The following is a 14,395-nucleotide window of genomic DNA, read 5'->3' as shown; positions in this document are numbered from 1 at the left end:
GCTCACAGGTTGACGCTGCGCGCTGGTGTAATGGCGCCGTAGTCATTCACGCTCTGCCAGGAGAGCGTACCGCCGGCCCCGGCGGGCAGCACCTGCTGAGCCGAGTTTTTCGGCGCCACCATCAGGTTTTCCAGCGTCTGGCCGCCCAGCTTCAGGTTGACCAGGGTGATGTAGTACGGAGAGGCGTTGCTGACTTTAAGATGGTTCCCCACGCGCTCAAAACGCAGCTGGGACAGCGCCTCATCCGGCTGCATCGCCAGGTTAGTCGGGCGCACAAACAGCTTGATGCGTGAGAGGATCGCCAGCTGCAGCACGTTATTGTTTTCTGTTTTCGCTTTATTCACTGACGGGATCGCCTTCACGTTCATGTAAAAGAGCGATTCGCGATCGGCAGGCAGCGCCGGACCGGCGTAAATAATACGCAGCGTGTTTTCGCTGTCCGGCTCGCTAACGAACAGCGGCGGCGTGACGGCAAAGGTTTTTTCCTTTTGACCGCTGGCATTTTCGATCCACGCGTTAATTAAATAGCGTTCTTGTTTATTGCTGTTGGTGATCGCCAGCGACGTTTGCTTCGCATCCGCCGGATAAATAACGCGCGTGGCCCCCAGCGCAATACCGCCGGAAGCATTCGCGCAAGCAGAAACCATCATTAAAATAAACGATAAAAGCAGTCCTGGTTTAATTAGCATATTCATCAAAACCGTACCTTTAATAATGTGTTCGCAGGTGTTATGGATAAATCAACGTAAACCAGACATCCGACTGTATATTGCCTGGCACGAGGTGTTCGGAAATAGCGCGATAGCGGGCGCTAAAATGAAATGCGAGCTCGCTGGTATTGACCGGCAGCCAGCTAATGGCCGTCGCATTCGGGATAATCTGACGCTGCTGCTCATCAAAAAGCGCCAGCCCCACGCCGCTGCTTACAGGCGTTTCACCTGGCCGCGATGTCGCCAGAAAAACCTGCGGATCTTCCGCGGGCGTCACGCCCTGAAACTGGATCCCCACGGTGCGCGAGACATCCACGCTGCAGTCCAGCAGCCGCACGGTGAAAGGCACATTAACCGTTGAAAAGCTGCCCACACCGGAAAATGAATTGGTTCGGTACTGCCCCATGTCGATGCGCATATTCTGGCTGTCGGGCGCCACGGCGCAGCCGCCGTTTACCAGCTCCCCCCGAAGATGCACCTTGCCCCCTTCGATCACCACGGTATGTGCCGATGCCGGGCAAGCCATCGCGAGGGTTAACAGCAGTAGTGTTCCAGTCCTTGTCATCCTTCGTTCCTGGCAGTAGCGTATGACGGGCCTCGTCCCTGAGGCCTGAACATCCCTGTGCGAGGGTATTATTCGTATTTCATTACGAAGGTGGCGTCAGCGTTCGCTTGGCCTGGCTCGGTGGTCGCAGCCGTTGATTTGTAGCGCGCGGTGAATTGCAGGGTGTTAGTCCCTTTAATCAGGTCTTTCGCGGCAGAGAAGGTCGCACCGTCCGGGGTCAGCACGCTGGATTTGCTGTCGAGGATTTCAATACCCACGCCTTTCGCGGTGTTGTCGTTGTTACCGGACGTCACGGCCAGCAGGGTTTTGTCAGTCGCGTCGATCTGGCCGGTGAAGGCAACGGCAGCGGTTTTAGCAACCAGCGGATCGCAGTCATTCAGTTCGATGTTGAACGGAATATTAGAGGTGGTGTCGCCCACTTTGGTGAATTTCGCGGTACGATACTGACCGAGATTAACCGTCTGCTCGGAAGAATCGGTATTTACTGAACAAGCAGCATTAACCAGTTCACCTTTAAAATGCACGGTACCGCCATTTACGGTAACCGGCGTAACCGGGTCGGCTGCATTAGCGGCACCCGCGACCAGGGCCAGTGTTGCAATAACAGAAGAAGCAATGTTGCTGAGTTTCATGTCTATTCCTTTAAAATGTAAATAACCCTTCCCGCGAAAATCGGGAATAAGAAATACGTTCAATTGATTAATTGAAAGCTTATTTCGGAGAAGACAAAGTAGCTCAGGACGTGATTTTTAAATATGTCAAAACACTGCCATTTCGCCAGGTCACATCCTAATACCGCCTAAGAAATTGACCATCCCTTAAGAAGGGTTTTTGCGCCTCGCGGATGAAAACTCGTAAAGGGTGACTGACAGCGGCGCTCGCTTCTGACAAAATACACGCCATCCCCCCTTTCAAACGTTACAGACGGAATCTTCTCTCTGATGGCAGCAAAGATTATTGACGGTAAAACGATTGCGCAGCAGGTGCGCTCTGAGGTCGCGGAAAAAGTGAAGGCGCGTAAAGCGGCAGGATTTCGCGCCCCCGGGCTGGCCGTTGTGCTGGTTGGCAGCAACCCGGCATCGCAGATTTATGTCGGCAGCAAACGCAAAGCGTGTGAAGAGGTGGGGTTCGTCTCCCGCTCTTACGATTTGCCGGAAACCACCAGCGAAGCGGAACTACTGGAACTTATTGACACTCTGAATGCCGATAAAGAGATCGACGGCATTCTGGTTCAGCTGCCACTGCCGGCAGGTATCGATAACGTGAAGGTGCTGGAGCGTATCGCGCCGGATAAAGACGTTGACGGTTTCCATCCGTATAACGTGGGTCGCCTGTGCCAGCGCGCGCCGCGTCTGCGCCCGTGCACCCCGCGCGGCATCGTGACGCTGCTGGAGCGTTATAACATCGACACCTACGGCCTGAACGCCGTCGTCATCGGTGCGTCCAACATCGTGGGCCGCCCGATGAGCATGGAGCTGCTGTTGGCCGGCTGCACCACCACCGTGACCCACCGCTTTACCAAAAACCTGCGTCACCACGTCGAGAATGCCGACCTGCTGATCGTCGCAGTGGGCAAGCCGGGCTTTATTCCGGGCGAGTGGATTAAAGAGGGCGCGATTGTCGTGGATGTAGGGATTAACCGTCTGGAAAACGGCAAGGTGGTCGGCGACGTGGTCTACGAAGATGCGGCGGCTCGCGCCTCTTACATCACGCCAGTACCGGGCGGCGTTGGCCCGATGACCGTCGCAACGCTGATTCAGAATACTTTGCAGGCATGCGAAGAGTACCACGATGTAGAGGAAGCATAAGATGGCCACATTTTCATTAGGCAAACACCCGCACGTTGAGCTGTGCGATCTGCTCAAACTCGAAGGCTGGAGCGAAAGCGGCGCGCAGGCGAAAATCGTTATCGCCGACGGGCGGGTTTTAGTCGACGGCGCGGTGGAAACCCGCAAGCGCTGCAAGATTGTCGCGGGACAGACCGTGAGCTTTGAAGGTCAAAGTGTAACCGTGACGGCTTGAGTCCCCCCCTCACCCTAACCCTCTCCCCAAAGGGGAGAGGGGATCAAAAACCCCCTACCTCTATCACGGTTAATTATCGATCAACTTCAAAGAATCACTATTTCATCTGTTGAAAGGTGAGAATTCAGTTGCGCAGTTTTCACTCTTTCCCCACGATAAGTAGAACGTTCTACTAAAACGTTCTACTTACAATAACAGCGCCAAAAAAAGCGCTACTCGGGGGAAATCAGCATGAGTCTGATATCAGGGTTTGTTAAATCGCTGTCTAAATTATCAATGATTGGTCGCGCCTTAATGCTGCCAATTTCACTGCTTCCCGCTGCGGGCCTGCTGCTGGCCTTCGGCGATAAGTTCCACCTGCCGCTAATGATGAACGCCGGCGGGGTTATCTTTGATAACCTGCCGATGCTGTTTGCCATAGGCTCCGCCGTAGGTCTGGCGTCCGAGTCCGGCATCGCGGCGCTCTCCGCGGCAGTCTCGGTGTTTGTCACCAACATCACCATCAGCACCGTGCTGAGCATTACGCCGGAAATGGCCTCACAGGGCGGGAAATACGCCATGGTGGTCGGTATCCCGACGCTGCAGATGGGCGTCTTTGGCGGTCTTATCTGCGGGATCCTCGCAGCCTGGTGCTATAACCGCTTCCACACCATGCAGTTGCCGGAGTTCCTCGGCTTCTTCTCCGGGAAGCGCTTTGTGGCAATCGCCACGGCGTTCCTCTCTTTCCTGATGGGGCTGCTGCTGCCGTACGTCTGGCAGCATATTCAGGCCGGTATCGACGCACTCTCCGTGATCGTGAACGGCGACAACCAGGCGGCATCGACCTTTATCTTCGGCCTGGTGGAGCGCGCGCTGATCCCGCTCGGCCTGCACCATATCTGGTACCCGTCCTTCTGGTATTCGTTCGGGGATTACACCACCCAGGCGGGCCAGGTGATCCACGGTGACCAGACCATCTGGTTCAAGATGCTCGAAGAGGGGGTGAAATCCTTCAGCAGCGACACCTACCAGAACGCCGGTAAGTTCATGCAGGGCGAGTTCCCGTTGATGCTGTTCGCGCTGCCTGCGGCGTGCCTGGCGATGTACCACGAAGCGCACACCAAAAATAAGAAAATCGCGGCCGGTATTCTGTTCTCTGCGGCGCTCACCTGCTTCCTGACGGGGATCACCGAGCCGGTAGAGTTCACCTTTATCTTCGTGGCGCCAATTCTGTACGTCTTTAACGCCATCATGGCGGGCCTGGCGTACATGACCATGTACCTGCTGCACGCGCATATCGCCAAATCGTTCTCGGCGGGCTTTATCGACTACCTTTCGTTCGGGATCCTGCCGTCGTTTAACGGCTATCAGACCAACTTCCTGAGCGCCATTATCATCGGCATCCCGATGGCGCTGATTTACTACTTTACGTTCCGCTTCGTGATCCGCCGCTTCGACGTGAAAACGCCGGGCCGTACGGAAGTGACCGCCAGCGCGAATGACAAGTCCGATTCCGAACTTGCCACTGAAATCATCGGCCTGCTGGGCGGCGCGCAGAACATTGACTCCGTCGGCTCCTGCATCACCCGCCTGCGTCTGGAAGTGGCGAAGAGCGATGCGGTGGACAGGGACGGACTGAACGGGCTCGGCGCGCGCGGCGTGGTCTTCGTCGGCGATAACGGGATTCAGGTGATTTTCGGTGCCAGAGCACAGTTTATCGCCCAGACCATGTCCACCATGATCGGCAAATAATAAGATGCCTGAACGACACGTCTCCTGTACGCTGGGAGCCGTGTCTTATCCGGCTGATAATCGGTAAATTTCAGGGAGCGGTTTTGAAGAAAGTCAGCATCATTGATGTCGCAAAGCACGCGGGCGTGTCGGTCTCTACCGTCTCGCTGGTGCTACGCCAGAAAGGGAAAATCTCAGAGGCGACGATCGAGAAGGTCAATGCCGCCATCACGACGCTGGGCTATGTTCATAACGTTGCCGCTGCCAACCTTCGCGCCAACACCTCCAATCTGATCGGCCTGATCCTGCGTGACTTCAGCGACAGCTTTTCCATCAAGGTGATGGCGAGCATCGTTCAGGAGCTGGAGAAGCAGGGTTATATGGTTTTTCTCGGCCAGCCGCTGAACGACCGTGAACATCTCGAACGCACCCTGCTGTCGTTTAAGCAGCAGGGCGTCGCGGGCGTTATTTATCTGGCGTCTGACACCTGTAACGCCGCTTTACCGGAGCAGATCCGCCAGTGCCCGCTGCCGCTGGTGGTGGTCTCGCAGTCCCTGCTGGATGAAAAATGCAATCTGGTAATGCGCGACAACCGCCAGGCGGCGAACCTGGCTGCGCGCTATCTTATCGAGCGCGGACACCGCACGATCGCCTACATTGGCGGGCGCGAGGGTTGTCTTATCCGCGAGCAGCGCCTGCTCGGCTTTCGCAGCGCGATGACGCAAAACGGGCTGGTCTGGCGCGATGAATATTCACCGGCCTGCAGCGACGACACCCAGGCCGCCGCGATGGCGACGCGTCAGCTGCTGGAAAAAAACAACGCCATCACCGCCCTGCTTTGCCACTCCCCGGATGCGATGATCGGATCCATTTCCGGCATTCATCAGGTGGGCCGCACCGTGGGGAAAGACGTCTTCTTAACCCAGCAGGTCGCGCTGATCGGTTTTGAAGATATGCTGCACGTTAACCTCACCTCCCCTTCCTTCACCTACGTCTCCTCGGCCAGCGATGAAACCGGGCGACAGGCGGCGGGGCTGATTATCCGCAAGCTTAAGGAGCCGGATCTGCAAACCCAGCGCATTACGCTTTCCGGGCAGCTTATCGCACGCGAGTCGGCGTAAAATCAGAATTTAGCACCGGTTTGCCGCAGCGAATTCGCTGCTATATTGCCATGATTTGCCATGGATAAATGTAATGCCTACCGTTATTACTCACGCTGCTGTCCCTCTTTGCCTGGGCTTAGGTCTGGGAACCAAAGTCATCCCTCCCCGCCTGCTGTTTGCCGGTATCGTTCTCGCCATGCTGCCGGACGCCGACGTGCTGGCGTTTAAATTCGGCGTTGCCTACGGAAATGTTTTCGGTCATCGCGGCTTTACCCACTCCCTGTTGTTCGCCTTTGCGGTGCCGATACTTTGCGTGCTGATTGGCCGACGATGGTTCCGGGCCAGCCTGACGCGGTGCTGGCTATTTTTAACGGTGTCATTGCTGTCGCACAGCCTGCTGGATTCGATTACCACGGGCGGGAAAGGCGTCGGCTGGTTATGGCCGTGGTCGGATGAACGCTTCTTTGCGCCGTGGCAGGTGATTAAGGTCGCGCCGTTTGCGCTGTCGCGCTATACCACGCCGTACGGGCATCAGGTGATCGTTTCAGAATTGCTGTGGGTGTGGCTGCCGGGGGTAGTGCTGATGGGGTTGCTGTGGTGGAGAAAGCGTGCGCGCTGATGCCCTCCACCCACAGTGAGAGGGAGACAACCGAACGATCCCCTCTCCCTTAGGGAGAGGGTTAGGGTGAGGGTGGAAATTACTTACGACGCCAGGTCGTTCCCTGCGGGCCGTCTTCCAGAATGATGCCCATCTCGGTCAGACGGTTACGCGCCGCATCTGCCGCCGCCCAGTCTTTCGCCTGACGCGCTTCCAGACGCGCTTTGATAAGCCGCTCAATTTCCGCCACTTCGCCGTCGTCCGCCTGCGCGCCGCTCTGCAGGAACACGTCCGGCTCCTGCTCCAGCAGGCCGAGCACGGAAGAGAGCTTGCGCAGATGGGACGCCAGCGCATTCGCCGCGGCCATGTCCTCTGACTTCAGGCGGTTCACTTCACGCGCCATGTCGAACAGCACGGAGTAGGCTTCCGGGGTGTTGAAGTCGTCGTTCATCACCTCAACAAAGCGCGCTTCGAATGCTTCGCCACCAGCCGCAGGCACTGATTTGTCGGTGCCGCGCAGGGCGGTGTACAAACGCTCCAGCGCCGAGCGCGCCTGCTTCAGGTTCTCTTCGCTGTAGTTCAGCTGGCTGCGATAGTGGCCGGACATCAGGAAGTAGCGCACGGTTTCCGCGTCGTAATACTTCAGCACGTCGCGCACGGTAAAGAAGTTGCCCAGCGATTTCGACATCTTCTCGCGGTCAACCATCACCATCCCGGAGTGCATCCAGTAGTTCACGTACTCGCCGCCGTGGGCGCAGGTGGACTGCGCGATTTCGTTTTCGTGGTGCGGGAACATCAGGTCCGAACCGCCGCCGTGAATGTCGAAGTGCTTGCCCAGCTGTTTGCAGTTCATCGCGGAACATTCAATGTGCCAGCCCGGGCGGCCTTCGCCCCACGGGGATGGCCAGCTTGGTTCGCCCGCTTTGGACATTTTCCACAGCACGAAGTCCATCGGATTACGCTTCACGTCCACCACGTCCACGCGCGCGCCGGCCTGGAGCTGATCCAGATCCTGACGGGAAAGCGAACCGTAGGTTGGGTCCGTCGGCACCGAGAACATCACGTCACCGTTGTCAGCAACGTACGCGTGACCGCGCTCAATCAGCTTCTCGGTGATATCGATAATTTCGTGAATATGGTGGGTCGCACGCGGCTCGCTGTCCGGACGCAGAATATTTAAAGCGTCGAAGTCTTTGTGCATCTCAACGATCATGCGATCCACCAGCGCAACAAAGCTTTCGCCGTTTTCATTAGCGCGCTTGATGATTTTATCGTCGATGTCGGTAATGTTACGCACGTACTTCAGGTTATAGCCCAGGAAGCGCAGGTAGCGAGAGACGACGTCGAACGCGACAAAGGTACGGCCATGGCCGATATGACAGAGATCGTAAACCGTAATACCACACACGTACATGCCGACTTCCCCGGCATGGATAGGTTTAAATTCCTCTTTCTGGCGCGTCATTGTATTAAAGATTTTTAACATCGAAGATTCCATGTAAACACGTGTGTGGGTTGTTTGTTCCCTATAATACCCATAATTCGGAATAGGATCAGCACACAATGCAAGGTGATCGCGTCCTGTGGTTATGCTATAACAAGCCCCTATATATGACCCGAAGGCGGGTCGACGTACCACAATAACGGAACAGGATGCAAAAATGGTTACTTTCCACACTAATCATGGCGATATCGTAATCAAAACCTTTGATGACAAAGCGCCTGAAACAGTTAAAAACTTCCTGGACTACTGCCGCGAAGGTTTCTACAACAACACCATTTTCCACCGCGTGATCAACGGCTTTATGATTCAGGGCGGCGGTTTCGAGCCTGGCATGCGCCAGAAAGAGACCAAAGAAGCGATCAAAAACGAAGCGAACAACGGTCTGAAAAACACCCGTGGTACGCTGGCGATGGCCCGTACTCAGGCACCACACTCTGCCACCGCGCAGTTCTTCATCAACGTGGCGGATAACGACTTCCTGAACTTCTCCGGCGAAAGCCTGCAGGGTTGGGGCTACTGCGTCTTCGCAGAAGTGGTTGAAGGGATGGACGTGGTTGACAAGATCAAAGCCGTCTCAACCGGCCGCAGCGGTATGCACCAGGACGTTCCTAAAGAAGACGTTGTGATTACAAGCGTGACCGTCAGCGAGTAATTCGTGGCGACACTCTTTATTGCGGATCTGCATCTGCAAACAGAAGAACCGGCGATAACCGCCGGTTTTCTGCGTTTTTTACGCGGGGAAGCGAAAAGCGCCGATGCGCTGTACATCCTGGGCGACCTGTTTGAAGCCTGGATTGGCGACGACGACCCAAACCCGCTGCACCGTGAAATGGCTGCCGCCATTAAAATGCTGGTGGATTCCGGCGTCCCCTGCTACTTCATTCACGGCAACCGTGATTTCCTGCTCGGCAAGCGCTACGCCCGTGAAAGCGGTATGACGCTGCTGCCGGAAGAGCAGGTGCTCGACCTCTATGGCCGCAGGGTGCTGATCATGCACGGCGATACGCTCTGCACCGACGATACCGGCTACCTGGCGTTTCGCGCCAAAGTCCACACCCCGTGGATCCAGAAGCTGTTCCTTGCCCTGCCGCTGTTTATCCGCAACCGCATCGCCGCCAGAATGCGCGCGGGCAGTAAAGCCGCCAACAGCAGCAAATCCCTGACCATCATGGACGTTAATCCACTGGCGGTGGTGAACGTGATGGAAAAGCATGGCGTTCAGTGGTTGATCCACGGTCATACCCATCGTCCTGACGTGCATTGTCTTATCGCCAACGATGAACCGGCCCATCGCGTGGTACTGGGCGCGTGGCACAGCGAAGGCTCTATGGTCAAAGTCACGCCAGAGGGCGTGGAGCTTATCGCGTTTCCGTTTTAACCCCTCACAAGTCGTTCTATTTTTTTGAACAATATCGGCAAATTGTTTCGATTTTAATCAGCCCGTGGTCGGCCTATTATTTATCACATCAGGGCAACACGCCCTATCCCAGACAAAATATTTAAGGAATACGACCATGAAATCCATCAAAACTTTCGTTGCAGTTACTGCTCTCTCCCTGGTTTCTTTCGGTTCTTTCGCTCAGAGCGTGAGTGCAACCGGCTCAACCCTTGACCGCGCAGAAGCGAAAATTGCTGCCCAGGCTGCTGAACAAGGTGCGTCATACAAAATCACCAGCGCGCAGTTCAACAACCGCGTGTACATGACCGCAGAACTGACGAAATAATGATTGTCGCTCGACGAAAACAGACCGCCAGATCGCGGTCTGTTTTGTTATGAATTGATGGCAACAACGGCTCAAGATTTAACCGCGCAACCGTTTTCCTTGCCCGTATAACATGCTATTCTCTGTGCCCTCGAAAGCAGTGTGTTTCGCACCACAGGAGTTTTAAGACGCATGTCTTCCCGCAATAATCCGGCGCGTGTCGCCATCGTGATGGGGTCCAAAAGCGACTGGGCTACCATGCAGTTCGCCGCCGAAATCTTTGAAATCCTGAATGTACCGCACCACGTTGAAGTGGTCTCCGCGCACCGTACGCCGGACAAACTGTTCAGCTTCGCCGAAAGCGCTGAAGAGAACGGTTATGAGGTGATCGTTGCCGGTGCGGGCGGCGCAGCACATCTGCCAGGCATGATTGCCGCCAAAACCCTGGTGCCGGTTCTGGGCGTCCCTGTTCAAAGCGCCGCATTAAGCGGTGTCGATAGCCTTTATTCCATCGTCCAGATGCCGCGCGGTATTCCTGTCGGCACGCTGGCGATTGGCAAAGCGGGCGCGGCGAATGCCGCTCTGCTGGCCGCGCAAATTCTTGCAACGCACGACAAAGATTTACGCCAGCGTCTGGCGGCGTGGCGTAAAGCCCAGACCGACGAGGTGCTGGATAACCCGGACCCGCGGGGTGCAGCATGAAGCAGGTTTGCGTCCTCGGTAACGGCCAGCTGGGCCGTATGCTGCGTCAGGCCGGTGAGCCGCTGGGTATTGCTGTCTGGCCCGTCGGGCTGGACGATGAACCTGAGGCCGTCCCGTTCCACCAGAGCGTGATCACGGCAGAAATCGAACGCTGGCCGGAAACCGCGCTGACCCGCGAGCTGGCGCGCCATAACGCCTTTGTGAACCGCGACGTGTTCCCGATTATTGCCGACCGTCTGACGCAAAAGCAGCTGTTCGACAAGCTCGGTCTGCCGACCGCACCGTGGCAGCTGTTGTCCGACAAAAGCGAGTGGAATGACGTGTTCGCGATGCTGGGCGAACTGGCGATTGTAAAGCGTCGCGTGGGCGGCTACGACGGCCGCGGCCAGTGGCGCCTGCGCGCGCATGAAACCGCCGAGCTGCCGGACGACTGCTACGGCGAGTGCATCGTTGAGCAGGGCATCAACTTTAGCGGCGAAGTGTCGCTGGTTGGCGCGCGCGGGCACGATGGCCGCACGGTGTTTTACCCGCTGACGCATAACTTGCATCAGGACGGCATTCTGCGCACCAGCGTCGCCTTCCCGCAGGCCAATGCCGACCAGCAGGCGCAGGCGGAAGAGATGCTTTCCGCCATCATGCACGAGCTGGGCTACGTGGGCGTCATGGCGATGGAGTGTTTCGTCACACCATCGGGTCTGCTGATCAACGAGCTGGCTCCGCGCGTGCACAACAGCGGCCACTGGACGCAAAACGGCGCCTCCATCAGCCAGTTCGAACTGCATCTGCGCGCGATCACCGACCTGCCGCTGCCGAAGCCCGTCGTTAACAGCCCGTCGGTGATGATCAACCTGATCGGGACCGATCTGAACTACGACTGGCTAAAGCTGCCGCTGGTGCACCTGCACTGGTATGACAAAGAGGTCCGCGAGGGTCGTAAGGTCGGTCACCTGAACCTGAACGATACCGATACGGACCGCCTGAGCGCCACCCTGGAAGCGATCGTTCCTCTCCTGCCGCCGGAATATGCAAGCGGCATTGTCTGGGCACAGTCAAAGCTTAAGTAAGACATCCACGCCGGGGAGTTGACCTTCCCCTTCCCCGGCGTACAATCCCCGCCCATTGCTGCTGAGTTTTCTTCTGGAATAACCATGAACGATGGAACGGACTATCGCGCGATCCTCGCGTCTGATACCCCTTTAATCGACGTTCGCGCGCCGATCGAATTTGCCCAGGGCGCGATGCCTGCGGCAGTCAACCTGCCCTTAATGAACGACGACGAGCGTGCCGCCGTTGGCACGTGCTACAAACGCCAGGGCCCCGAAGCCGCGCTCGCGCTCGGCCATCGCCTGGTGAACGGTGAAACGCGCGACGCGCGTATCCGCGCCTGGCGGGAAGCCAGTCTTGCCCATCCTGAGGGCTTTCTCTGCTGTGCGCGCGGCGGCCAGCGCTCGCATATCTCGCAGGCCTGGCTTAAAGAGGCTGGCGTCGACTACCCGCTGATCCGCGGCGGCTATAAGGCCCTGCGTCAGACGGCGATTCAGGTGACGATCGAGCAGTCGCAAAAGCCGATGGTGCTAATCGGCGGCTGTACCGGAAACGGTAAAACGCTGCTGGTGAAGCAGCACCCGCAGGGCATCGATCTGGAAGGGCTGGCACACCATCGCGGTTCGTCGTTTGGCCGCACGCTCACGCCGCAGCTTTCCCAGGCCAGCTTTGAAAACCACCTTGCGGTTGAGCTATTGAAAAAAGACGCTGCGCGCTGGGTGCTGGAAGATGAAGGCCGGATGATTGGCTCCAACCACCTGCCGGAGTGCCTGCGCGACCGCATGGTTGAAGCCCCTATCGTTGTCGTCGAAGACCCGTTTGAAATTCGTCTTGAACGCCTGCGCGAAGAGTATTTCGACCATATGTGGGCGGATTTTTCTGCCGCATACGGCGAGGAAGCGGGCTGGAAAGAGTACAGCGAGTACCTGCACCACGGCCTGTTCGCCATCCGCCGCCGCCTGGGGCTGCAGCGGTATGCAGAATTCACCGCGCTGTTAGATTCCGCGCTGTTGGAACAGCAACGCTCCGGCAGCACCGAGGCGCACTTCAGCTGGCTTGCACCGCTGCTGAAGGACTATTACGACCCGATGTACGGCTATCAGCTGGAGAAAAAAGCGGAGAAGATTGTGTATCGCGGGACGTTCGCAGACATTGCTGAGTGGCTTGATCGCTGAAAAAGAAAGCCGGGTGGCGAGGTAAAAGCAAAACGGCAACCAGGGTTGTAATGCCAGTCAGTTAAGCAACTGACTGGCTTTTTTTCGGGGCTGTGGGGTATCTCCAGGGCCTTTCCTTTACCACCCTCGGGAAGGCCCTTTCCCTTCTTGTCGGCAACTTTACCAGTTGCGCCATGCTTTCAAGATCACGCATCAGCTCCGGGATACGCCCTGGTGAAGCGCCCTGCAGCGTCATCAGCATTCTCATGACCATGCCGCATGATTCTGAGAAGCTCAGCTGATTCGGCCAGTATCCTTTCAGATGGCCCGCCATTTTAATCATCTGATATCGCACCAGATTATACGCCAGTAACACGCCCCATAACTCCTGCTCCACAAGCTCCGGCTTTTTACTTCTCAGCGTCAGCCTGCTCAGTTGCATCGTTTGTTTTATCTCCCTGTACCCCAGCTCTATTTCCCAGCGATGGCTGTACAGGTCTGCCATTTCTCCTCCGGGATAGCGCATGGCGTCCGTCATCGACGTCAGCAGATGGCTGACTTTCCCTTTGCGCGTCACGGTCAGCAGGCGGGCTGTCATCTCATCTCCCAGACCCGGCCATTTTTTTCGTGCCTGTGGGCTGGTTTTCAGCTTCACCAGATAGTCGCCTTTACCCAGCTTTCTGACCTCTTCATACTGTGCTCCCTTTCTGAGAGGGAGCATCCAGTGACGGTGTTCTCCCGCCTGGCTCCACGCATTCAGCAACCCCAGCGAGTAGTAGCCTTTATCCATTAACGTCAGGGTGTTATCGCCGGTCTGCTCTATCAGTTGCTCCGCGAGCTCATTTTCACTGTTTTTCATCGTGCCGAAGGCCGCTGCCGTCAGCAGATGGCTGGTCAGCTCCATCTGGCAGACCATTTTTACCTGCGGATAGAGTGCCGGGTTTCCGCCATGCGTCTGGCGGGGAAAGGCGCTGTCGTTTTCCGGCGTGTCCGGTGTTCGCCAGAACACACCATCGATGGCCAGCAGGGTCAGGCCGCACCAGTGCGGATGCGGCGTGGCGTTATGCCAGAGCTGCGCTGTTTGCGTGAACACGCGGCGGACGGCTTCGCTTCCCAGCCGCTGACGGGCCTGGATCACGGCGCTGGGGGCAACGAACGGACGATTGCCGGGTAACATGATATCCAGCCGGTTAACTATCTGATGAAGCGGCTCCTTGCGCTCAAGGGCCATACCGACAATGCACCAGACCATCATTTCCAGAGGAAGGCGCCGTTTGCGTAACGTGACGGTGCCGGATTCTTCAAGGCAGCGGGAAATCAGTTCCGGGTCAAGACAGTCGCCCAGAGAAGTCAGAGGGTTACGCAAAGAATCGTAACGGGATACCAGATCAAGAGCCTGTCCAATGTGCATAAAAAAATCCGGAAACGGGTAAACATTTCCGGATTCTTACACAGCCACTGGATCGGTCAACCGATCCTTAACTGATCGGCATTACAACCAGGGTTGCCGTTTTTAATGTTTGTTCCCTCTCCCCGTGGGAGAGGGTCAGGGTGAGGGCATCAGGCCGCACCCTACAAGA

At 56.8% G+C, this 14,395-nt stretch carries 16 protein-coding genes; 11 read left to right on the top strand and 5 right to left on the bottom strand.

Annotated elements, in window-relative coordinates; genetic code table 11:
• Positions 1-2: 2 nt before the first annotated feature.
• The 3 genes from fimC to fimA form a co-directional block, all read right to left on the bottom strand.
• Positions 3-695, bottom strand: coding sequence for a type 1 fimbria chaperone FimC (fimC, locus tag ACR42C_RS05560; RefSeq protein WP_116341493.1), 693 nt, complete (start codon positions 693-695; stop codon positions 3-5).
• Positions 696-729: 34 nt separating this feature from the next.
• On the bottom strand, positions 730-1,275 hold the full coding sequence (gene fimI, locus ACR42C_RS05555; protein ID WP_116341495.1) for a type 1 fimbrial protein subunit FimI: 546 nt from the start codon (positions 1,273-1,275) through the stop codon (positions 730-732).
• Between the two features lie 68 nt (positions 1,276-1,343).
• Positions 1,344-1,907 carry a type 1 fimbrial major subunit FimA gene (fimA, locus tag ACR42C_RS05550; RefSeq protein WP_028012226.1) on the bottom strand — a complete coding sequence of 188 codons (564 nt, stop codon included), beginning with the start codon at positions 1,905-1,907 and terminating at the stop codon, positions 1,344-1,346.
• A 309-nt stretch (positions 1,908-2,216) separates the two neighbouring features.
• Here fimA and folD point away from each other — a divergent pair, with 309 nt between their 5' ends.
• The 5 genes from folD (at position 2,217) to ACR42C_RS05525 (ending at position 6,729) form a co-directional block, all read left to right on the top strand.
• Complete coding sequence (gene folD / locus ACR42C_RS05545; protein ID WP_116341497.1) at positions 2,217-3,083, top strand: bifunctional methylenetetrahydrofolate dehydrogenase/methenyltetrahydrofolate cyclohydrolase FolD; 867 nt, start codon at positions 2,217-2,219, stop codon at positions 3,081-3,083.
• Between the two features lies 1 nt (position 3,084).
• Positions 3,085-3,297 carry a ribosome-associated protein YbcJ gene (ybcJ, locus tag ACR42C_RS05540; RefSeq protein ID WP_116341500.1) on the top strand — a complete coding sequence of 71 codons (213 nt, stop codon included), beginning with the start codon at positions 3,085-3,087 and terminating at the stop codon, positions 3,295-3,297.
• Positions 3,298-3,528: 231 nt separating this feature from the next.
• A complete protein-coding gene (locus ACR42C_RS05535; RefSeq protein WP_028012223.1) occupies positions 3,529-5,028 on the top strand; it encodes a PTS transporter subunit EIIC in 1,500 nt (499 codons plus the stop codon).
• 83 nt (positions 5,029-5,111) lie between these two features.
• Positions 5,112-6,128 carry a Mal regulon transcriptional regulator MalI gene (gene malI, locus ACR42C_RS05530; protein WP_116341504.1) on the top strand — a complete coding sequence of 339 codons (1,017 nt, stop codon included), beginning with the start codon at positions 5,112-5,114 and terminating at the stop codon, positions 6,126-6,128.
• Positions 6,129-6,201: 73 nt separating this feature from the next.
• Positions 6,202-6,729 (top strand): metal-dependent hydrolase, encoded by a 528-nt coding sequence (locus ACR42C_RS05525; protein ID WP_316380796.1) that lies wholly within the window; start codon positions 6,202-6,204, stop codon positions 6,727-6,729.
• 79 nt (positions 6,730-6,808) lie between these two features.
• Here the strand turns inward: ACR42C_RS05525 and cysS are convergent, their stop codons facing one another.
• Positions 6,809-8,194 (bottom strand): cysteine--tRNA ligase, encoded by a 1,386-nt coding sequence (gene cysS / locus ACR42C_RS05520; protein ID WP_116341508.1) that lies wholly within the window; start codon positions 8,192-8,194, stop codon positions 6,809-6,811.
• Positions 8,195-8,369: 175 nt separating this feature from the next.
• Here cysS and ppiB point away from each other — a divergent pair, with 175 nt between their 5' ends.
• The 6 genes from ppiB (at position 8,370) to mnmH (ending at position 12,836) form a co-directional block, all read left to right on the top strand.
• A complete protein-coding gene (ppiB, locus tag ACR42C_RS05515) occupies positions 8,370-8,864 on the top strand; it encodes a peptidylprolyl isomerase B (RefSeq protein ID WP_000256009.1) in 495 nt (164 codons plus the stop codon).
• Between the two features lie 3 nt (positions 8,865-8,867).
• A complete protein-coding gene (lpxH, locus tag ACR42C_RS05510; RefSeq protein WP_479984862.1) occupies positions 8,868-9,590 on the top strand; it encodes a UDP-2,3-diacylglucosamine diphosphatase in 723 nt (240 codons plus the stop codon).
• Between the two features lie 136 nt (positions 9,591-9,726).
• Entirely contained in the window at positions 9,727-9,936 is a 210-nt protein-coding gene (locus ACR42C_RS05505) for a YdgH/BhsA/McbA-like domain containing protein (RefSeq protein ID WP_302218844.1), read from the top strand.
• A 171-nt stretch (positions 9,937-10,107) separates the two neighbouring features.
• Positions 10,108-10,617 (top strand): 5-(carboxyamino)imidazole ribonucleotide mutase, encoded by a 510-nt coding sequence (gene purE, locus ACR42C_RS05500; protein ID WP_116341514.1) that lies wholly within the window; start codon positions 10,108-10,110, stop codon positions 10,615-10,617.
• Positions 10,614-11,681 (top strand): 5-(carboxyamino)imidazole ribonucleotide synthase, encoded by a 1,068-nt coding sequence (purK, locus tag ACR42C_RS05495; protein ID WP_116341516.1) that lies wholly within the window; start codon positions 10,614-10,616, stop codon positions 11,679-11,681. The genes purE and purK overlap by 4 nt, the downstream gene beginning before the upstream one ends.
• Before the next feature lie 84 nt (positions 11,682-11,765).
• The gene (mnmH, locus tag ACR42C_RS05490; RefSeq protein ID WP_116341518.1) at positions 11,766-12,836 is read left to right on the top strand and encodes a tRNA 2-selenouridine(34) synthase MnmH; all 1,071 of its coding nucleotides are present in this window, start codon (positions 11,766-11,768) and stop codon (positions 12,834-12,836) included.
• A 61-nt stretch (positions 12,837-12,897) separates the two neighbouring features.
• Here the strand turns inward: mnmH and ACR42C_RS05485 are convergent, their stop codons facing one another.
• On the bottom strand, positions 12,898-14,226 hold the full coding sequence (locus tag ACR42C_RS05485) for an IS4 family transposase (RefSeq protein ID WP_479984861.1): 1,329 nt from the start codon (positions 14,224-14,226) through the stop codon (positions 12,898-12,900).
• Positions 14,227-14,395: the final 169 nt, after the last annotated feature.

The sequence above is a fragment of the Enterobacter sp. MG-EB028 genome, from assembly GCF_056673305.1.
Note: the sequence above shows the minus strand (reverse complement) of the source record. Positions and strands in the feature narration are given on the sequence as shown.